This window comes from Kitasatospora sp. MAA19 (assembly GCF_029894125.1).
Classification (GTDB): domain Bacteria; phylum Actinomycetota; class Actinomycetes; order Streptomycetales; family Streptomycetaceae; genus Kitasatospora.
Genome location: NZ_JARXYZ010000004.1, coordinates 136,390 through 154,944, shown reverse-complemented (window position 1 = coordinate 154,944; position 18,555 = coordinate 136,390). Strand labels below are relative to the sequence as shown.

20 protein-coding genes are annotated in these 18,555 nt (G+C 70.4%); 19 read left to right on the top strand and 1 reads right to left on the bottom strand.

Going from position 1 to position 18,555, the window contains the following annotated elements:
* Positions 1 to 107 precede the first annotated feature (107 nt).
* The 19 genes from P3T27_RS08670 to P3T27_RS08580 all read left to right on the top strand — a co-directional run bounded on the left by P3T27_RS08670 (position 108) and on the right by P3T27_RS08580 (position 17,746).
* Positions 108 to 1,232: an LCP family protein gene (locus P3T27_RS08670; RefSeq protein ID WP_280676051.1), complete on the top strand. Its 1,125-nt coding sequence runs from the start codon at positions 108 to 110 to the stop codon at positions 1,230 to 1,232.
* Positions 1,233 to 1,370: 138 nt separating this feature from the next.
* On the top strand, positions 1,371 to 1,592 hold the full coding sequence (gene rpmE, locus P3T27_RS08665; RefSeq protein WP_030057539.1) for a 50S ribosomal protein L31: 222 nt from the start codon (positions 1,371 to 1,373) through the stop codon (positions 1,590 to 1,592).
* A 153-nt stretch (positions 1,593 to 1,745) separates the two neighbouring features.
* Positions 1,746 to 2,822 carry a peptide chain release factor 1 gene (prfA, locus tag P3T27_RS08660; protein WP_280676045.1) on the top strand — a complete coding sequence of 359 codons (1,077 nt, stop codon included), beginning with the start codon at positions 1,746 to 1,748 and terminating at the stop codon, positions 2,820 to 2,822.
* 63 nt (positions 2,823 to 2,885) lie between these two features.
* Entirely contained in the window at positions 2,886 to 3,752 is an 867-nt protein-coding gene (prmC, locus tag P3T27_RS08655) for a peptide chain release factor N(5)-glutamine methyltransferase (RefSeq protein WP_280676043.1), read from the top strand.
* A gap of 93 nt (positions 3,753 to 3,845) precedes the next feature.
* On the top strand, positions 3,846 to 4,493 hold the full coding sequence (locus tag P3T27_RS08650; protein ID WP_280676041.1) for an L-threonylcarbamoyladenylate synthase: 648 nt from the start codon (positions 3,846 to 3,848) through the stop codon (positions 4,491 to 4,493).
* A 32-nt stretch (positions 4,494 to 4,525) separates the two neighbouring features.
* Positions 4,526 to 5,167: a protein-tyrosine-phosphatase gene (locus P3T27_RS08645; protein ID WP_280676600.1), complete on the top strand. Its 642-nt coding sequence runs from the start codon at positions 4,526 to 4,528 to the stop codon at positions 5,165 to 5,167.
* Positions 5,168 to 5,363: 196 nt separating this feature from the next.
* A complete protein-coding gene (locus P3T27_RS08640; RefSeq protein WP_280676039.1) occupies positions 5,364 to 6,662 on the top strand; it encodes a serine hydroxymethyltransferase in 1,299 nt (432 codons plus the stop codon).
* 173 nt (positions 6,663 to 6,835) lie between these two features.
* The gene (locus tag P3T27_RS08635) at positions 6,836 to 8,116 is read left to right on the top strand and encodes an MraY family glycosyltransferase (RefSeq protein ID WP_280676037.1); all 1,281 of its coding nucleotides are present in this window, start codon (positions 6,836 to 6,838) and stop codon (positions 8,114 to 8,116) included.
* Positions 8,117 to 8,417: 301 nt separating this feature from the next.
* Positions 8,418 to 8,861 (top strand): hypothetical protein, encoded by a 444-nt coding sequence (locus P3T27_RS08630; RefSeq protein ID WP_280676035.1) that lies wholly within the window; start codon positions 8,418 to 8,420, stop codon positions 8,859 to 8,861.
* Positions 8,862 to 9,146: 285 nt separating this feature from the next.
* Positions 9,147 to 9,962: a F0F1 ATP synthase subunit A gene (atpB, locus tag P3T27_RS08625; RefSeq protein WP_280676033.1), complete on the top strand. Its 816-nt coding sequence runs from the start codon at positions 9,147 to 9,149 to the stop codon at positions 9,960 to 9,962.
* A gap of 90 nt (positions 9,963 to 10,052) precedes the next feature.
* Positions 10,053 to 10,295, top strand: a complete 243-nt coding sequence (atpE, locus tag P3T27_RS08620; protein WP_030302757.1) for an ATP synthase F0 subunit C — start codon at positions 10,053 to 10,055, stop codon at positions 10,293 to 10,295.
* A 34-nt stretch (positions 10,296 to 10,329) separates the two neighbouring features.
* Complete coding sequence (locus tag P3T27_RS08615) at positions 10,330 to 10,890, top strand: F0F1 ATP synthase subunit B (RefSeq protein WP_280676029.1); 561 nt, start codon at positions 10,330 to 10,332, stop codon at positions 10,888 to 10,890.
* The gene (locus P3T27_RS08610; protein WP_280676028.1) at positions 10,887 to 11,702 is read left to right on the top strand and encodes a F0F1 ATP synthase subunit delta; all 816 of its coding nucleotides are present in this window, start codon (positions 10,887 to 10,889) and stop codon (positions 11,700 to 11,702) included. Before P3T27_RS08615 ends, P3T27_RS08610 begins: the two co-directional genes overlap by 4 nt.
* A gap of 156 nt (positions 11,703 to 11,858) precedes the next feature.
* Positions 11,859 to 13,433: a F0F1 ATP synthase subunit alpha gene (atpA, locus tag P3T27_RS08605; protein WP_280676026.1), complete on the top strand. Its 1,575-nt coding sequence runs from the start codon at positions 11,859 to 11,861 to the stop codon at positions 13,431 to 13,433.
* Positions 13,434 to 13,465: 32 nt separating this feature from the next.
* Positions 13,466 to 14,380, top strand: a complete 915-nt coding sequence (locus P3T27_RS08600; RefSeq protein WP_280676024.1) for a F0F1 ATP synthase subunit gamma — start codon at positions 13,466 to 13,468, stop codon at positions 14,378 to 14,380.
* A 2-nt stretch (positions 14,381 to 14,382) separates the two neighbouring features.
* Positions 14,383 to 15,828: a F0F1 ATP synthase subunit beta gene (gene atpD, locus P3T27_RS08595; protein ID WP_280676022.1), complete on the top strand. Its 1,446-nt coding sequence runs from the start codon at positions 14,383 to 14,385 to the stop codon at positions 15,826 to 15,828.
* 184 nt (positions 15,829 to 16,012) lie between these two features.
* Positions 16,013 to 16,396 (top strand): F0F1 ATP synthase subunit epsilon, encoded by a 384-nt coding sequence (locus P3T27_RS08590; protein ID WP_280676020.1) that lies wholly within the window; start codon positions 16,013 to 16,015, stop codon positions 16,394 to 16,396.
* Positions 16,397 to 16,544: 148 nt separating this feature from the next.
* Positions 16,545 to 17,045, top strand: coding sequence for a DUF2550 domain-containing protein (locus P3T27_RS08585; protein ID WP_063347798.1), 501 nt, complete (start codon positions 16,545 to 16,547; stop codon positions 17,043 to 17,045).
* A gap of 128 nt (positions 17,046 to 17,173) precedes the next feature.
* On the top strand, positions 17,174 to 17,746 hold the full coding sequence (locus P3T27_RS08580; RefSeq protein ID WP_280676017.1) for a cob(I)yrinic acid a,c-diamide adenosyltransferase: 573 nt from the start codon (positions 17,174 to 17,176) through the stop codon (positions 17,744 to 17,746).
* 58 nt (positions 17,747 to 17,804) lie between these two features.
* On the opposite strand, the gene P3T27_RS08575 is transcribed toward P3T27_RS08580, so the two are convergent.
* Positions 17,805 to 18,407 carry a hypothetical protein gene (locus P3T27_RS08575; RefSeq protein WP_280676015.1) on the bottom strand — a complete coding sequence of 201 codons (603 nt, stop codon included), beginning with the start codon at positions 18,405 to 18,407 and terminating at the stop codon, positions 17,805 to 17,807.
* Positions 18,408 to 18,555 lie beyond the last annotated feature (148 nt).

The window sequence follows — 18,555 nt, the reverse complement described above, 5'->3', positions numbered from 1 at the left end:
CGGATCGCGCGAGCGGTCCGGGGTTCCGTGCGTCCACTCCGGCTTTGTTCCAGAGTCGGGACATCTGGGGTCCTTTGGATCATCTTGTCCGATTTACTCTGGACCGTATGGCCGAGCACAAGAGGGTCCTGACCCGCCGCCGCAAGATCCTGCGGGTGGCTGCCTGCGCGTTCGCCGCACTCGTCGTCCTCGGCGCCGGAGCGGCCGGGTACGCGTACGTCAAGCTCAACGGGAACATCAAGAGCGTCGACATCAACACCCGCCTCGGCGACGCCCGGCCCCCGGCCGCCACCAACGGCTCGTTCAACATCCTGGTGCTGGGCTCCGACTCGCGGAACGGCGAGAACGGCGACCTGGCCGGCGGCGACACCGGCGACACCGCCCGCTCGGACACCGCGATGGTGGTGCACGTCAACCAGGACCACTCGCACGCCGAGGTCGTCTCGATCCCGCGCGACACCCTGGTCACCCGGCCCGACTGCACCGACGCGGGCGGCAGGGCGGTGCCCGGCGCCAAGCACGCGATGTACAACAGCGCCTTCGAGAGCGGCGGCGCGGCCTGCGCGGTCAAGACCACCGAGCAGCTCACCGGGCTGCGGATGGACCACTACGTGCAGATCGACTTCGCCGGGTTCGCCCGGGTCGTGGACTCCATAGGCGGGGCCACCGTGAGCACCACGGTGGCCATCCACGACAAGGACAGCGGTCTCGACCTGGCAGCGGGCGAGCACCACCTCGACGGGCAGCAGGCGCTGGCCTTCGTCCGCACCCGGCACGGCGTCGGCGACGGCAGCGACCTCGGCCGGATCGAGCTCCAGAAGCAGATGGTGAAGTCGCTGCTCCAGCAGGCCGGCGGGATCGGGCTGTTCTCCAACCCGGTCAAGCTCTGGTCGATCGGCGACACCATGACCCGCAGCATCACCACCGACTCCGCGCTGGGCTCGGTGAACTCCCTGGTGGGGCTCGTCCAGGAGCTCAAGGGGATAGGGCCGGACCAGCTCGGCATGGTGACCCTGCCGGTGGTGACCGCGCCCAGTGACCCCAACCGGGTGGTCGAGCAGCAGCCGCAGGCCGGGCAGGTCTGGGCGGCGCTCAAGGCCGACCAGCCGGTCCCGCAGTCCGTCGTCTCGGCGCAGCCGGAGAACCCCGCCACGGCCGCCCCCACGGCCGCCCCCACGGCCGCTGCGACGGCCGCTGCGACGGCCCCGGCGAAGGTCCCCGCCAGGCGCTGAGCGGCGCCCGGAATATCCCGGAACACGACCCGGTTTGGGAAGATGCGGCCGGTCCTGGCAGACTGGTCCGTCGGTCCCGGTTCACGTGCGGCGCTCCAGCCGCCGACCCGGTGCCCTCCCGAAAACTAGGAGAACCCCTTGAAGCCCAACGTTCACCCCGAGTACGTGGTCACCCGTGTGACCTGCACCTGCGGTGCCGAGTTCACCACCCGCTCGACCGAGACCAGCGGCGAGATCCGCGCCGAGGTCTGCTCGCAGTGCCACCCGTTCTACACCGGCAAGCAGAAGATCCTCGACACCGGTGGCCGCGTGGCCCGCTTCGAGGCCCGCTTCGGCAAGCAGCACAGCGCGAAGGCCTAGCGCTCCCTCGGCGCCGGTTCCCGGTGCCCCCGTACTCGTTCCGGGGGCGCTGGGGGCCGGCGCCGTTCGCGTCCCCCGGCGTTCGCGCGCCACACCGCCGGTCGGTACGACCGACCGGTTCTCAACGGTTCTCACGGGAAGAAGGCCCACTCCATGTTCGAGGCAGTCGAAGAGCTCCTCGTCGAGCACGCCGACCTCGAGAAGAGGCTGGCCGACCCGTCCGTCCACGCCGACCAGGCCAACGCCCGCAAGCTGGCCAAGCGGTACGCCGAGCTGACCCCGATCACCCGGGTCTACCGGCAGTGGCGACAGGCCGGCGAGGACATCGAGGCCGCGCGTGAACTCGCCGCCGAGGACCCGGAGTTCCTCGCCGAGGTGAAGGACGGCGAGCAGCGCCGCGAGGGGCTGACCGAGGAACTGCGGCTGCTGCTCGTGCCGCGCGACCCGAGCGACGAGAAGGACGTCATCCTGGAGATCAAGGCGGGTGAGGGCGGCGAGGAGTCCGCGCTGTTCGCCGGCGACCTGCTCCGGATGTACCTGCGCTTCGCCGAGCGGATCGGCTGGAAGACCGAGATCATCGACGCCAACGAGTCCGACCTCGGCGGCTACAAGGACGTCTCGGTGGCCGTGAAGACCAAGGGCAACGCCGAGCCCGGCCAGGGCGTCTGGGCCCGGCTGAAGTACGAGGGCGGCGTGCACCGCGTGCAGCGCGTCCCCGCCACCGAGTCCCAGGGCCGCATCCACACCTCCGCGGCGGGCGTGCTGGTCACCCCCGAGGCGGAGGAGGTCGAGGTCGAGATCCTCGCCAACGACCTGCGGATCGACGTCTACCGCTCCTCCGGCCCCGGCGGCCAGTCGGTCAACACCACCGACTCGGCGGTCCGGATCACCCACCTGCCGACCGGTATCGTGGCGTCCTGCCAGAACGAGAAGAGCCAGCTGCAGAACAAGGAGCAGGCGATGCGCATCCTGCGGTCGCGGCTGCTGGCCGCCGCGCAGGAGGAGGCCGAGCGCGAGGCCTCGGACGCGCGTCGCAGCCAGGTCCGTACGGTGGACCGCTCCGAGCGGATCCGGACGTACAACTACCCCGAGAACCGCATCTCGGACCACCGCACGGGGTTCAAGTCGTACAACCTGGACCAGGTCCTGGACGGCGAACTGAACGCGGTGATCCAGTCCTGCGTCGACGCGGACGCGGCGGCCAAGCTCGCCTCGGCCCAACAGAACTGAGACCGGCGCGCCCCAGCCCGAGCGACGGCGCGAGCCGGAGCGCAGAAACAAGAGGTCGTACGGATGAACCTGCTGCTCGCCGAGGTGGCCCAGGCCACCCAGCGGTTGGCCGCGGCCGGCGTGCCGTCGCCGCGCTTCGACGCGGAGGAACTCGCCGCCTACGTCCACAACGTCAAGCGCAGCCAGCTGCACACGGTGCAGGACGCCGACTTCGACGCCCGCTACTGGGAGGCCGTCTCCCGCCGCGAGGCGCGCGAGCCGCTCCAGCACATCACCGGGCGGGCGTTCTTCCGCTACCTCGAACTGGAGGTCGGCCCCGGGGTGTTCGTGCCCCGGCCGGAGACCGAGACGGTCGTCGAGTGGGCCATAGACGCCGTCCGCGACATGGACGTGGCCGAGCCGCTGGTCGTCGACCTGTGCTCCGGCTCCGGCGCCATCGCGCTCGCCCTGGCCCAGGAGCTGCCGCGCTCGACCGTGCACGCCTTCGAACTCGACGAGGGCGCGCTGCAGTACACCCGGCGCAACATCGAGGCCAGTCCCGACCGCGCCCGGGTCACCCTGCACGCCGGCGACGCCACCCGGGCCTTCGCCGACGACCGCTCCTGGGACGGCCGCTTCGACCTGGTGATCTCCAACCCGCCGTACATCCCGCTCACCGAGTGGGAGTACGTCGCACCGGAGGCCCGCGACCACGACCCGCAGATGTCGTTGTTCTCCGGTGAGGACGGCCTGGACACCATCCGCGGCATCGAGCGGGTGGCCGCCCGGCTGCTGCGCCCCGGGGGCGCGGTGGTGATCGAGCACGCCGACCAGCAGGGCGGGCAGGTCCCGTGGATCTTCAACGAGGAACGCGGCTGGACGGACACCGCCGACCACCGTGACCTCAACAACCGGCCGCGTTTCACCACCGCCCGCAGGGCGTCGTTGTGAACGGGCGAGCGCACGACCGCCGCTCGCCGGGCCGCACCGTGACGACCGTGCTGTGAACGCTGTGATGAGCCATTCCGGAAGGGGACCGCACCGATGAGCCGCCGCTACGACTGTGCCGACACCGGGGACCGTGCCACCGGCCTGCGTGAGGCCGCCTCGGCCATCCGCCGCGGCGAACTCGTCGTGCTGCCCACCGACACCCTGTACGGGGTCGGCGCGGACGCCTTCTCCCCGGAGGCCGTCGGGGACCTGCTGGCCGCCAAGGGCCGCGGCCGCAACATGCCCTCGCCCGTCCTGGTCGGCTCGCCGACCACCCTGCACGGCCTGGTCACCGACTTCTCCGAGCAGGCCTGGGAGCTGGTCGACGCGTTCTGGCCCGGCGGGCTCACCCTGGTCGCCAAGCACCAGCCCTCGCTGCGCTGGGACCTCGGCGAGACCCGCGGCACCGTCGCCGTCCGGATGCCGCTGCACCCGGTCGCCATCGAGCTGCTGAACGCCACCGGCCCGCTCGCCGTCTCCAGCGCCAACCGGACCGGCGGCCCGTCCCCGTCCACCTGCGACGAGGCGCAGGCGCAGCTCGGCGACGCCATCTCGGTCTACCTGGACGGCGGGCAGGCGGAGCACGCGACCGCCTCGTCCATCGTCGACGTCACGGGCAAGGTCCCGGTCCTGCTGCGGGCTGGCGCGATCAGCGTCGAGCAGCTGAGGGAGGTCGTCCCCGACCTGGAGGCCGGCAGTTGACGCCCACCGCCTCGCTCCATGCCGGGCCCGGCATAGCGCCGTACCTGAGCGTGGGCCCCAGGCCGCTGGACCACTTCCGGATCCTGTTCGTCTGCACCGGCAACATCTGCCGCTCGCCGATAGCCGAGCGGCTCACCCGGCGTGAGCTGGACACCCGGCTCAGCCCCCGGGTCGCCGGACGGATCCTGGTGGAGAGCGCCGGCACCTGGGGCCACGTGGGCGCGCCGATGGAGGACCACGCGGCGACCGTGCTGAACGAGTACGGCGCCGACAGCGGGGGCTTCACCGGCCGTGAGCTGCTGGACGAGCACGTGGTCGAGGCCGACCTGGTGCTCACCGCGACCCTGGACCACCGCGCCCAGGTCATCTCGATGGGCCACGAGGCGGGCCTGCGCACCTTCACGCTGAAGGAGTTCACCCGCCTGGTGCGGACGATCGACCCGGGCACCCTGCCCGACCCGCGCCGCGGCGCCGACGTCACCGAGCGTGCCCGCGCCCTGGTCCGGGCGGCCGCCGCGCTGCGCGGCTGGCTGCTCGCCGCCACCCCGGAGTCCGACGAGCTGGACGACCCGTACGGAGCGCCGATCGGCATGTTCCGCAACTGCGGCGAGGAGATATTCCACGCGGTCGACCCGGTGGTCACCGCGCTCACCGGCGTGCCCGCGCTGCGCTGACCGCTCGCGCTGCGCTGATCCGCCCGCGGCGTGAGCGCGCCGCCGGTCGCCCGCCGCCCCGCCGCCCCGGCCGACGAGCGCCGAATGGCCCCGCGTCGGCGAGCCACCCGCCCCGGCCGGTCCTACGCTGGAGGAACCGACCCCTTCCCGGCCCCCCACGCCGGGAGGCGCCCCCACGCCGCCCCGGAGCCCCGCCATGACCGTCATCGACGTCCCGACCGTCCCGACCGTCCCGACCGGCCCGCCCGCGACCAGGGGGCGCCCGTGGGCCTCCGAGGCGCTGTACCGGGCGGATCCGCAGGTGGCCGACCTGCTGGCGGCCGAGGCCGAGCGGCGGGCCGAGACGATCCAGCTGCTGGCGGGGGAGAACCTGACCTCCCCGGCCGTCCTGGCGGCGCTGTCCGGCCCGCTGATCGACAAGTACGCCGAGGGCTACCCGGGCCATCGGCACCACACCGGCTGCGCCCTCGCGGACGCCGCCGAGCTGCTGGCGATCGACCGGGCCCGCGAGCTGTTCTCCGCCCCGCACGCCAACGTCCAGCCCCGGTCGGCGACTTCGGCGATGCTGGCGGTGTACGCGGCGCTGCTGCGGCCCGGTGACGGGGTGCTGGCGATGTCGCTGGAGCACGGCGGCCACCTCAGCTGCGGGTCGCGGGCGAACTTCTCCGGCCGCTGGTTCGCCTTCACCGGCTACGGGGTGCGCGAGGGCGACGGTCTGATCGACCTGGACCAGGTGCGCGACCTGGCCCGCACGCACCGTCCGAAGGCGATCGTGGCGGGCTCGATCTCCCACCCCCGGCACCCGGACTGGGCCGCGTTCCGGGAGATCGCCGACGAGGTGGACGCCTATCTGATCGCCTCGATCGCGCAGACCACCGGCCTGGTCGCGGCCGGGGTGGCGCCCTCCCCGGTGCCCTACGCGGACGTCACCGTGGCGGCCACCCACAAGCTGCTGCGCGGTCCGCGCGGGGGCCTGCTGCTGTCCACCGCGGAGCTGGCCGAGCGGATCGACCGGGCGGTGTTCCCGTTCAGTCAGGGCGGGGCGGCGATGAACGAGGTGGCGGGCAAGGCGGTGGCGCTGGCCGAGGCCCGTACACCCGGCTACCGGGCCTACGCGCAGCGGACGGTGGCGGGGGCACGGGTGCTGGCGGCGGGGCTCGCGGAGGCCGGGATGCGCCCGTCGACCGGCGGTACCGACACCCACCTGGTGACGGCGGACGTGCGCCCGCTGGGCGTCACCGGCGTGGAGGCCGAGCGGCGCTGCGCGGCGGCCGGGCTGCTGCTCGGCAAGTGCGCACTGCCGTACGACCCGGCGCCGGCGGCCGAGGCCTCCGGGATCCGGCTGGGGACCGGCACGGTGACCAGCCAGGGGATGGGCGAGGCGGAACTGGCCGAGATCGCCGGGCTGATCGCGCAGGTGCTCGCCGGGGGTACGGGCGCGCGGGTGGGCGAGCGGGTCCGGGAGCTGGCCCTGGCCTTCGCCGACCGGCGGTGACGCACGCCCGGCCCCGGGTAACCGAATCTCCTACCCGGGAGAGCGAACCGCGATGCACGCCTCGGGCGTCCGACTCAATAAGGTGTGAGGCGTGGCGACGCACCTCGAACCCCGGGAAGGCAGGGGAGTACCTTCGGTACCTCCCCGTTGGACAGTGACGCAGGAGGCCGGTGGTGCGTGAGTATCTGCTGGTGCTGTTCTGCACCGCCGCCGTCACCTACCTGCTGACCGGCCCGGTCCGGAAGTTCGCCATCGCGGCCGGCGCCATGCCGCCGGTCCGCGCCCGGGACGTGCACCGCGAACCGACGCCCCGGCTCGGCGGGATCGCCATGTTCGGCGGGCTGTGCGCGGGCATCCTGGTCGCCTCGCAGCTGGACAACCTGAGCAAGGTGTTCTCCCAGGGCACCGACATCCGCGCGCTGCTGTCCGGCGCCGGGATCATGTGGCTGCTCGGGGTGCTCGACGACAAGTGGGGCGTGGACGCGCTGGTGAAGCTCGGCGGCCAGATGATCGCCGCCGGTGTGATGGTCTGGCAGGGCGTCACGGTGATCACCCTCCCGGTGCCCGGTGTCGGCGCGGTCGCGGTGAGCCCCACCCAGGGCATGGTCATCTCGGTCACCCTGGTCGTCGTCATGGTCAACGCGGTGAACTTCATCGACGGCCTGGACGGCCTGGCGGGCGGCATGGTCTGCATCGCCGCGATGGCGTTCTTCCTGTACAGCTACCGGCTCTGGTACGGCTACACGATCACCGACGCGGCGCCCGCGGTGCTGTTCAGCGTGCTGCTGATCGGGATGTGCCTGGGCTTCCTGGCGCACAACATGCACCCCGCGCGGATCTTCATGGGCGACTCCGGCTCGATGATGCTGGGCCTGATGCTCGCCGTCGCCGCGATCTCCATCACCGGCCGCGTCGACCCGGACCTGATCACCAGCGAGACCGGTTCGCAGACCGCGACCGTGCACGCCCTGGTGCCGATCTACATCCCGCTGCTGCTGCCGCTGACGGTCATCGCGCTGCCGCTGGCGGACCTGCTGCTCGCGGTGGTGCGCCGCACCTGGGCCGGCCAGTCGCCGTTCGCCGCGGACAAGCGCCACCTGCACCACCGGCTGCTCCAGGTCGGGCACTCGCACAGCCGGGCCGTGCTGATCATGTACTTCTGGGCCGCGCTGATCGCCTTCGGCACGGTGGCCTTCTCGGTGACCAACACCGGCCGCACGGTGGTGCTGACGCTCGCCGGGCTCTGCCTGGTCGGCCTGGTGGTGCTGCTGACGCCGCGGTTCCGGCCGCGCGCGCCGAGGGCGGTGCAGTCCTTCGTCCCGCCGCGCTACCGCCGGCAGCAGTCCGCGCCGATGGCTGAACTGTCGGCGAAGGACAAGGAACTTCTCGGTGAAGCCGGTCGGGGGTCCTCGGCGCTCGGCGACCACCACGGTCGATCCACCGGCCGCCGGTAGCAAGGCAGTTGAGCTTGCGTCAAATGGCCTCACCCGTTCGGCTGTACCGTTGCGCCGTCGGTGTGACAGGTGCCACACATTCATGGTAAAGCTCTCATCAAATAGTTTGTGATACCGTTCACGAGTACCGAGAACACGCCGAAAGACCTGACAGGTGGAGGACTTCCGTCCCTGGTCGGTCTCCCTCGACGGGCCCGCCGCTCAAGCGGGCGGCCCGGGCGGCGGCCTCTCGGTTCGGTGTCACCCACCACCTTCTGTGCCCCGTCCCCCGCCACATCGACATGCCGCCGGAGCTGCCGACATGCCGTCCACCGACGCCCGGATCCTCCGAGGCGCCGCGATTCCCACTGCGGCCGCCGGGATTATCGCCATGGCGATCTCGTTCGCCGTCGCCGGCGGGAAGGGGCTGCTCGGCGCCCTCTTCGGCGCACTGCTGGTGATGGCCTTCTTCAGTTCCGGCCAGTTCGCGCTCGACCGCCTGACCAGGTCGAACCCGCAGATCATGATGGCCGCGGCGCTCCTGGTGTACACCACCCAGATCCTGCTGGTCGGCATCGTCCTGGCCGTCTTCAAGAACACCGAGCTCTTCAACCGGCAGGCCTTCGCCTTCACGCTGCTCGGCTGCGCGCTGATCTGGACGGGGTTCCAGGTGCGCGGCGCGCTGAAGGCCAAGACCTTCTACGTCGACCCCGACGCCTCGGAAAAGAAGGGTGACAAGCCTTCCGACTCGGGGCGTCAACAGTGACGAGGCCTGACTGTCCCCCCAACGAGGGGGGCGGTGTTTATGCCGCACTGACGGACTGCTATCGTCCGTCGCAACAACGGAGTACGGGAAGCGGCCAGGTCTGTCCGAACAGCGGACGGATCGCCCCCCGGATCCGCGCAGTCTTCGATGATCCCGCTGTGGTGCGGCGCACCGTCGCGCGGGATCGGCGAGAAACCCATCAAGTTCCAGTGCCGCTCCGTGGTCGCAGGCCACGCCGACACACCGAGGTTGCCGTAACCATGCGTCACGACGAAGGAGTCCGTGGTGAGTGCTGATCAGCTCACGTTCCTCGCCTCAGGCAGTTGCCACTTCGGGGACGCTGGCTGCGGCTTCCCGGCCCCGGGTCTGAACGAGTTCCAGTTCAAGCCGATCTTCTCGATCGGCAGCATCGAGTTCAACAAGCCGATGCTGCTGTCGATCATCGTCGCGCTGCTGGTCGTCGTCTTCTTCTGGGCCGCCTTCGCCAAGCCGCGCCTGGTCCCCGGCAAGCTGCAGCTGGTCGGCGAGATCGGCTACGACTTCGTCAAGCGCTCCATCGTGCTGGAGACGATCGGCAAGAAGGGCGAGAAGTACGTCCCGATGCTCGTCTCGATGTTCTTCTTCATCTGGTTGATGAACATCATGTCGATCATCCCGTTCGCACAGTTCCCCGTGACGGCGGCGATCGCGTTCCCGGCCGGCCTCGCGGCGGTCGTGTGGATCACCTACATGACGCTGACCTTCAAGAAGCACGGCTTCGTCGGCGGTCTCAAGAACCTCTGCTGGCCCTCGGGCATCCCCGGCTGGGTCATGTTCATCCTGGTGCCGATCGAGTTCTTCTCGAACATCTTCGTGCGCCCCTTCACGCTCGCGGTCCGAGCCTTCGCGAACATGTTCGCGGGCCACCTGCTGGTCGTGATGTTCTCCGTCGCCTCCTGGTACCTGCTCAGCCCGTCCCTGGGCGCGCTCTACGGCTCGGCCTCGTTCGTCGTCGCCGTCGGCCTGACCGCCTTCGAGCTGCTGGTCCAGTTCCTGCAGGCCTACATCTTCGTGATGCTCGCCAGCAGCTACATCGCCGGTGCCCTCGAAGAGGCGCACTGAGCCAGGGGGCCTCGGCCCTCCTGAACCACCCCCGGAACGCCCGGTGGCCAATCACCACCGGTACACCATCCCCGCAAAGGACACACTGCAATGAGCATGCTCGCTGAGGTCGGCGTCTACGGTTCCGTCGCTTCGATCGGTTACGGCCTCGCCGCGATCGGCCCCGGCATCGGTGTCGGTCTCATCTTCGGTAACGGCGTGCAGGCGATGGCCCGCCAGCCCGAGGCTGCCGGCCTGATCCGCTCCAACATGTTCATCGGCTTCGCGCTGACCGAGGCGCTCGCCCTCATCGGCATCGTCATGCCGTTCGTCTTCGGCCAGGGCCCCAAGTAATCCCCGCCGTAGACCCTTCGAGGAAGGTCCAGATATGAGCGTCGTGGCTCAGCTTGCGGAGACGGAGAAGATCATGAATCCTCTCCTGCCCGCGTGGCCCGAGATCATCATCGGCCTGCTCTGCTTCTTCATCGTCTTCGGCCTGCTCGGCAAGAAGCTCCTCCCCAGCATCGAGAAGGTGCTGTCGGAGCGCCGGGACGCCATCGAAGGCGGCATGGAGCGGGCCGAGGCCGCTCAGGCCGAGGCCCAGGCCCTGCTTGAGCAGTACCGCGCCGAGCTCGCCGAGGCGCGTCACGAGGCTGCCCGCATCGTCGAGCAGGCTCGCGAGCAGGGCGCCGCCCAGCTCGCCGAGATGCGCGAGGAGGGCCAGCGCCAGCGCGAGGCCATCGTCGCCGCCGGCCACGCCCAGATCGAGGCGGACAAGAAGCAGGCGACTGCCGCCCTGCGCCAGGACGTGGGTTCGCTGGCCTCCCAGCTGGCCTCCCGCATCGTGGGTGAGTCCCTGGAGGACCACGCGCGGCAGAGCGGCGTGATCGACCGCTTCCTGGACGAGCTGGAGGCCAAGGCCACCGTTGCTCAGGGTGCGGCCAAGTGATCGGCGCCAGCCGCGAGGCCCTCGCCGCCGGCCGGCAGAACCTGGAGAGCCTGACCGACTCCACCTCGGTGGACGCGGCCAAGCTCGCCGAGGAGCTCACCGCCGTCACGGCCCTGCTGGACCGTGAGGTGTCGCTGCGCCGAGTCCTGACCGACCCGTCCCGGTCCGGCCAGGACAAGGCCCAGCTGGTCTCCTCGCTGCTGACCGGTCAGGTCTCCGGCGAGACCGTGGACCTGGTGTCGGGCCTGGTCCGCTCCCGCTGGTCGGGCTCGCGCGACCTGGTGGACGGGATCGAGGAGCTCGCCGCGTACGCCGAGATCATCGTCGCGGACAAGGCCGGCGCCCTGGACGACGTCGAGGACGAGCTGTTCCGGTTCGGCCGGGTGGTGGGCGGCTCGCACGAGCTGCGCGCCGCGCTGACCGAGCCGAAGGCCGGCGCCGCCGCCAAGGCCGCGCTGATCGGCAAGCTGCTCGGCGGCCGCGCCCAGGCGGGCACCGTCCGGCTGGTCACGGCCATCGTCAACGCGCCGCGTGGCCGTAGCCTGGAGCAGGGCCTGGAGTCCTACTCGAAGCTCGCCGCCGCACGCCGCGGCCGCGTGGTGGCCCTGGTCACCACCGCGGTGCCGCTGTCGGACACCCAGAAGGAGCGCCTGTCCGGTGCTCTGGGCCGGATGTACGGCCGCCAGGTCCACCTGAACATCGACATCGACCCCGAGGTCGTCGGCGGTGTCCGGGTCGAGGTCGGCGACGAGATCATCGAGGGCACCGTGTCGAGCCGCCTCGAAGGCGCTCGCCAGTCGCTCGAAGGCTGAGCACCGAAGCAGCACATCCGACCCTCGGTCGGGAAACCGGCTCCCCATGGAGTCGGCACATCGGACGGCCGGTTCGGCAGACCCGGCCGAGAGTCGAATACTTGCGGCCCTCAATGGCGGGCCGAGGATCGCAAACTAGGAGAGCAGGGAAGCCTGATGGCGGAGCTTACGATCCGTCCGGAGGAGATCCGGGACGCGCTGGCCGACTTTGTCCAGTCGTACCAGCCGGACGCCGCTTCTGTGGAAGAGGTCGGCACGGTCACTGACGCGGCGGACGGCATCGCGCATGTCGAGGGCCTGCCCTCGGTCATGGCGAACGAGCTGCTGAAGTTCGAGGACGGCACGCTCGGCCTCGCGCTGAACCTCGACACCCGCGAGATCGGTGTCGTCATCCTCGGTGAGTTCGGTGGCATCGAAGAGGGCCAGACCGTGCGCCGCACCGGCGAGGTCCTCTCGGTTCCGGTCGGCGACGGCTACCTCGGCCGCGTCGTGGACCCGCTGGGCAACCCGATCGACGGTCTGGGCGACATCGCCTCCACCGGTCGTCGCGCCCTGGAGCTGCAGGCCCCGGGCGTCATGGCCCGCAAGTCGGTCAAGGAGCCGCTGCAGACCGGCATCAAGGCCATCGACGCGATGACCCCGATCGGCCGCGGCCAGCGCCAGCTGATCATCGGTGACCGCCAGACCGGCAAGACCGCGGTGGCCGTCGACACGATCATCAACCAGCGCGACAACTGGCGCTCGGGCGACCCGAAGAAGCAGGTCCGCTGCATCTACGTCGCCGTGGGCCAGAAGGGCTCCACCATCGCGTCCGTCCGCGGCGCCCTGGAGGAGGCCGGCGCGCTGGAGTACACCACCATCGTGGCTGCTCCCGCCTCCGACCCGGCCGGCTTCAAGTACCTCGCCCCGTACACCGGTTCGGCCATCGGCCAGGAGTGGATGTACGACGGCAAGCACGTCCTGATCATCTTCGACGACCTGTCGAAGCAGGCCGAGGCCTACCGCTCCGTCTCCCTGCTGCTGCGCCGCCCGCCGGGCCGCGAGGCCTACCCGGGTGACGTCTTCTACCTGCACTCCCGCCTGCTGGAGCGCTGCGCCAAGCTGAACGACGCCCTGGGCGGCGGCTCGATGACCGGTCTGCCGATCATCGAGACCAAGGCCAACGACGTCTCGGCGTACATCCCGACCAACGTCATCTCCATCACCGACGGCCAGTGCTTCCTGGAGTCCGACCTGTTCAACGCCGGCATCCGCCCGGCCGTGAACGTCGGTATCTCGGTCTCCCGCGTCGGTGGCTCCGCCCAGATCAAGGCCATGCGCTCGGTCGCCGGCCGCCTGCGTCTGGACCTCGCCCAGTACCGTGAGCTGGAGGCCTTCGCCGCCTTCGGTTCCGACCTGGACGCGGCCTCCAAGGCGCAGCTGGAGCGCGGTTCGCGGATGGTCGAGCTGCTGAAGCAGGGTCAGTACCAGCCGTTCCCGGTCGAGGAGCAGGTCGTCTCCATCTGGGCCGGCACCACCGGCAAGCTGGACGACGTTCCGGTGGCGGACATCCGCCGCTTCGAGCGCGAGTTCCTGGACCACGTGCGCCTGCAGCACAAGGACCTGCTGGCCGGCATCGTCGAGACCGGTCTGCTCGCCGACGGCACCGTCGACGCGCTGACCGCCGCGATCGACTCGTTCAAGCAGGGCTTCACCACCGCCGACGGCAAGCTCCTCGGCGAGCAGGCCTGAGTCCGGTAGCGAGGGAAAGGACGTAACGACCCATGGGAGCACAGCTTCGGGTCTACAAGCGCCGGATCCGCTCTGTCACCGCGACGAAGAAGATCACCAAGGCGATGGAGATGATCTCCGCGTCGCGCATCGTCAAGGCGCAGCGCGCGGTGGCCGCCTCCACCCCGTACGCCGATGAGCTCACCCGGGCGGTGACGGCGGTGGCCACCAGGTCCAACGCCAAGCACCCGCTCACCACCGAGAACCCGCAGGCCAAGACGGCCGCAGTCCTGCTGATCACGGCGGACCGCGGTCTGGCGGGCGGTTACTCGACCAACGCCATCAAGGCGGCGCTCACGCTCTCCGAGCGGCTCCGCGGCGAGGGCAAGGACGTGGTGACGTACATCGTCGGCCGCAAGGGCGTCTCGTACTACACCTTCCGCGACTTCAAGGTCGCGGAGTCGTGGACGGGATTCTCCGACAAGCCGACGTACGGTGACGCGAAGGCCGTGGCGGCCGACCTGATCGAGGCCTTCACGGCCGAGACCGGCGGCGTGGACGAACTGCACCTGATCTCGACGAAGTTCGAGTCGATGCTGACGCAGACCGCGGTCGAGGCCCGGCTGCTGCCGCTGAAGCTGGACGAGGTCCAGCTCAGCGACGAGCGGCCGGCCAAGGCCGAGATCTTCCCGCTGTACGACTTCGAGCCGTCGGCGGAGGGCGTCCTCGACGCGCTGCTGCCGCGGTACGTCGAGAGCCGGATCTACAACGCGCTGCTGCAGTCGGCCGCCTCCGAGCACGCCGCTCGTCGGCGCGCGATGAAGAGCGCGACGGACAATGCCGGCGAGCTCATCAAGTCGCTCACGCGGCTTGCCAACTCGGCCCGTCAGGCCGAGATCACCCAGGAAATCAGCGAGATCGTCGGCGGTGCCAACGCCCTCGCCGACGCTAGCCGCGGGAGCGAATGAGAATGACCACCACTGTTGAGCCGACCACGGCGACGGGCCGCGTCGCGCGGGTCATCGGCCCGGTCGTCGACGTGGAGTTCCCCGTCGACGCGATTCCGGACATGTTCAACGCCCTGCACGTCGAGGTGGACAACCCCGACGGCACGGGTCTGAAGACCCTGACCCTCGAGGTCGCCCAGCACCTCGGCGACGGCGTGGTCCGCGGCATCTCGATGCAGCCGACCGACGGCCTGGTCCGTGGCGCGCAGGTCACCGACACCGGCGCGGCCATCTCCGTGCCGGTCGGCCAGATCACCAAGGGCAAGGTCTTCAACGCCCTCGGCGACGTGCTGAACGTCGACCAGGCGGAGTTCGACAAGCAGGTCGAGGTCCGCTGGCCGATCCACCGCAAGGCCCCGGCCTTCAAGGACCTCGAGTCCAAGACCGAGATGTTCGAGACCGGCATCAAGGTCATCGACCTGCTCACCCCGTACGTCCAGGGTGGCAAGATCGGTCTGTTCGGTGGTGCCGGTGTCGGCAAGACCGTGCTGATCCAGGAGATGATCTACCGCGTCGCCGAGAACTTCGGTGGTGTGTCGGTGTTCGCCGGTGTCGGTGAGCGCACCCGTGAGGGCAACGACCTCATCGACGAGATGGTCGACTCGGGCGTTCTGGACAAGACCGCGCTGGTCTTCGGCCAGATGGACGAGCCGCCGGGCACCCGTCTGCGCGTCGCGCTCTCCGCGCTGACCATGGCGGAGTACTTCCGCGACGTCGAGAAGCAGGACGTGCTCCTCTTCATCGACAACATCTTCCGGTTCACCCAGGCCGGTTCCGAGGTGTCGACCCTGCTCGGCCGCATGCCCTCCGCGGTGGGCTACCAGCCGAACCTGGCCGACGAGATGGGCCTCCTGCAGGAGCGCATCACCTCGACCCGCGGTCACTCGATCACCTCGATGCAGGCGATCTACGTCCCTGCGGACGACCTGACCGACCCGGCGCCGGCCACCACCTTCGCCCACCTGGACGCGACCACCGTTCTGTCGCGCCCGATCTCGGAGAAGGGCATCTACCCGGCCGTCGACCCGCTGGACTCCACGTCCCGCATCCTCGACCCGCGGTACATCGCGCAGGGCCACTACGACACGGCCCTTCGCATCAAGGGGATCCTGCAGAAGTACAAGGACCTCCAGGACATCATCGCGATCCTCGGTATCGACGAGCTGTCGGAGGAGGACAAGGTCACGGTCCACCGTGCCCGTCGCATCGAGCGCTTCCTCTCGCAGAACACCTACGTGGCGAAGCAGTTCACCGGTGTCGAGGGTTCGACCGTGCCGCTGTCGGAGACCATCGAGGCCTTCAACGCGATCGCGGACGGCAAGTACGACTCCATCCCGGAGCAGGCCTTCTTCATGTGCGGTGGCATCGAGGACCTCGAGAAGAACGCCGCCGAGCTGGCGAAGAAGTAGTCGCGGCCGGTAGCAGCTGAGTGACCGTGAGGGGTGGCCCCCGAGCCTGGGGACCACCCCTCACGTCGCATCGGCTGTGATTCCGGTCAAATCCGTGCCGCCGGTTTCATGCCGGAGGCGCGCGGCCGTTATTCTTACCGAAACTCCCGAGTAATCGGGGGTTGCATGAGCCTAGGAGCCCACGTTGGCTGAGCTGCACGTCGAGCTGGTCGCAGCCGACCGCAAGGTGTGGTCCGGTGCGGCCACCATCGTCGTCGCCCGTACGGCCTCCGGCGACACCGGCATCATGCCGGGTCACACCCCGGTGCTGAGCGTGCTGGAGACCGGCCCGGTCACCATCCGCACGGTGGACGGCGGCACCGTGATCGCCGCGGTGCACGGCGGCTTCATCTCCTTCGCCGACAACAAGCTGTCTCTGCTCGCGGAGATCGCCGAGCTGGCGGACGAGATCGACGTCGCCCGTGCCGAGCGCGCGCTGGAGAAGGCGAAGTCGGACCTGGACGAGCACGCCGAGCGGCGTGCCGAGGTGCGCCTGTTCGCGGCGCGCGGCCTCAAGGCCCACGTCTGAGTACGCCGGACCCTGGTTTAGCGGGGTCGACCGACGGTCCCGGGGACGCGTGAGCGTGACCCCGGGACTGTCGTCGTAGTTGGTAGGTCAACGCGGTCGCTTGATACGACCGATACGGGGAACGCGGGTAGCGAGGAGGTAGGTGAGCATGGTCCTCGCGCTTGTGGTGTGTGCGGCGGTCGTGGCGCTGGGTGTGATCGGCCTGGTGGCGTTCGCGGTACGACGCCGCTTGATCCAGCGGGTCGGCGGCACGTTCGACTGCAGCTACCGGCTCAAAATGCCCGCCGACGCCTCGACGCAGCCCGACCTCGACGAGAACGGCAAACCCACCTCGGCCCCGGTCCCCCAGACCGACGGCAAGGGGTGGGTTTTTGGTATCGGCCGCTACAGCGGCGACTCGATCGAGTGGTTCCGGGTCTTCTCGTACGCCCCCCGCCCGCGCCGGGTGCTGCCCCGCCGGGAGATCGAGGTGCTCGGCCGGCGCTACCCGGAGGGCCAGGAGGAGCTGGCACTGCTCTCCGGCTCGGTGGTGCTGCGCTGCCTGCACAACGGGGAGCCGCTGGAGCTGGCGATGAGCGAGGACGCGCTCACCGGCTTCCTCGCCTGGCTGGAGGCGGCCCCGCCCGGGCAGCGGGTCAACGTCGCGTAGCGACGAGACCCTCGGGATGGGGGCACCCCCGGCCGGAGGCTGGGGGAGGGGCAACGTCGCGTAGCGACCAGATCCGCCGTCCGGGCAGAGGGTTAACGCCGCCTAACCTGCCCGGCTACGCTGGCCGCATGGTCAATCTGACGCGCATCTACACCCGTACCGGCGACGACGGCACCACCGCGCTCGGCGACATGAGCCGGACCACCAAGACCGACCCCCGGCTGGTGGCGTACGCCGACACCAACGAGGCGAACGCGGCGATCGGGGTGGCCATCGCCGCCGGATCGCTGCCCGAGGACGTCGTCACCGTGCTCGTCCGGATCCAGAACGACCTGTTCGACGTCGGCGCGGACCTGTCCACGCCGGTGGTGGAGGACCCGAAGTACCCGCCGTTGCGGGTGCTGCAGTCGTACGTCGACCGGCTGGAGGGGGACTGCGACCACTACCTGGCGCAGGTCGAGAAGCTGCGCAGCTTCATCCTGCCCGGCGGCATGCCCGGTGCGGCCTACCTGCACCTGGCCTGCACGGTGGTGCGGCGGGCCGAGCGGGCCACCTGGGCGGCGATCGCGGAGCACGGGGACACCGTCAACCCGCTGACCGCGAAGTACCTCAACCGGCTCTCCGACCTGCTGTTCATCCTGGCCCGGGCGGCCAACAAGGAGCGCGGCGACGTGCTCTGGGTGCCCGGCGAGAACCGCTAGGGCCTGCCCGGCAGGATCGGCCGGACAGGCCCTGGGGCCGCTGGAGCGGCTGGAACCGCTAGAGCCGCTTCTGTGCGGCGTCGGCGGTGGGCCGCTCGACGGTTCGGTCGCCCTCCGCGTGCGCGTCGGCCGGCGGCTGCTTGGGCCAGATCGAGTAGCAGCCGGCGACGATCACGTTGACCACCGCGGCGATGCCCAGCTTGAGGTACCACTGGAGGAAGGTGCCGTAGTGCGCGGCGCCCGCGGACAGCGGCACCAACAGGGTGATCAGGCTCAGCGTGATCGCCGCCGAGGCCACCGTGCGGCGGCAGATCTGCCACTCGTGCCGGGTGTGCTCGGGGCCGTACTTGGGCGAGGGCAGGGGCTTGGGGCCGCCGGCGAAGCGGTACGCGAAGTGCCGGTCGGCCCAGCGGACCAGCGAGGGGCCGTACCCGATCGAGAAGCCGGCGTAGCTCGCCGCGAGGGCGTGCGTCCAGCTCGCGGTGGCGCCGCCGCGCAGGTCGAGCACGGTGAGCACGTACAGGGTGAGGTCCACGACCGGCAGGCCGATCAGCAGCGCGGTGCTGGTGCGGCGCCGGCGCAGCAGGTAGCGGGCGGCGAGGCCGAGGCCGAGCAGGATCCAGAAGGAGATCTCGGCCGCGACGATGAGGGTGACGATCACGATGTGCTCCCGGACGGGTCGGCGGTGTCACCAGCCTCGCGCGGGCGCCCGCCGGTGTCGTCGTCGTCCGGTGCCGTCCCGGTCTGCATCTTTCGATGTAGCGGGCTCCTCCGCACACCGGAGCCGGGCGGTCCGCCGGGGATGGTGG

Excerpts from the sequence above, each read along its gene's own strand:
- P3T27_RS08670 (WP_280676051.1), top strand. The coding sequence starts at position 108 with ATGGCCGAGCACAAGAGGGTCCTGACCCGCCGCCGCAAGATCCTGCGG.
- prfA (WP_280676045.1), top strand. The coding sequence starts at position 1,746 with ATGTTCGAGGCAGTCGAAGAGCTCCTCGTCGAGCACGCCGACCTCGAG.
- prmC (WP_280676043.1), top strand. The coding sequence starts at position 2,886 with ATGAACCTGCTGCTCGCCGAGGTGGCCCAGGCCACCCAGCGGTTGGCC.
- P3T27_RS08650 (WP_280676041.1), top strand. The coding sequence starts at position 3,846 with ATGAGCCGCCGCTACGACTGTGCCGACACCGGGGACCGTGCCACCGGC.
- P3T27_RS08640 (WP_280676039.1), top strand. The coding sequence starts at position 5,364 with ATGACCGTCATCGACGTCCCGACCGTCCCGACCGTCCCGACCGGCCCG.
- P3T27_RS08630 (WP_280676035.1), top strand. The coding sequence starts at position 8,418 with ATGCCGTCCACCGACGCCCGGATCCTCCGAGGCGCCGCGATTCCCACT.
- atpE (WP_030302757.1), top strand. The coding sequence starts at position 10,053 with ATGAGCATGCTCGCTGAGGTCGGCGTCTACGGTTCCGTCGCTTCGATC.
- P3T27_RS08615 (WP_280676029.1), top strand. The coding sequence starts at position 10,330 with ATGAGCGTCGTGGCTCAGCTTGCGGAGACGGAGAAGATCATGAATCCT.
- atpA (WP_280676026.1), top strand. The coding sequence starts at position 11,859 with ATGGCGGAGCTTACGATCCGTCCGGAGGAGATCCGGGACGCGCTGGCC.
- P3T27_RS08600 (WP_280676024.1), top strand. The coding sequence starts at position 13,466 with ATGGGAGCACAGCTTCGGGTCTACAAGCGCCGGATCCGCTCTGTCACC.
- atpD (WP_280676022.1), top strand. The coding sequence starts at position 14,383 with ATGACCACCACTGTTGAGCCGACCACGGCGACGGGCCGCGTCGCGCGG.
- P3T27_RS08585 (WP_063347798.1), top strand. The coding sequence starts at position 16,545 with ATGGTCCTCGCGCTTGTGGTGTGTGCGGCGGTCGTGGCGCTGGGTGTG.
- P3T27_RS08580 (WP_280676017.1), top strand. The coding sequence starts at position 17,174 with ATGGTCAATCTGACGCGCATCTACACCCGTACCGGCGACGACGGCACC.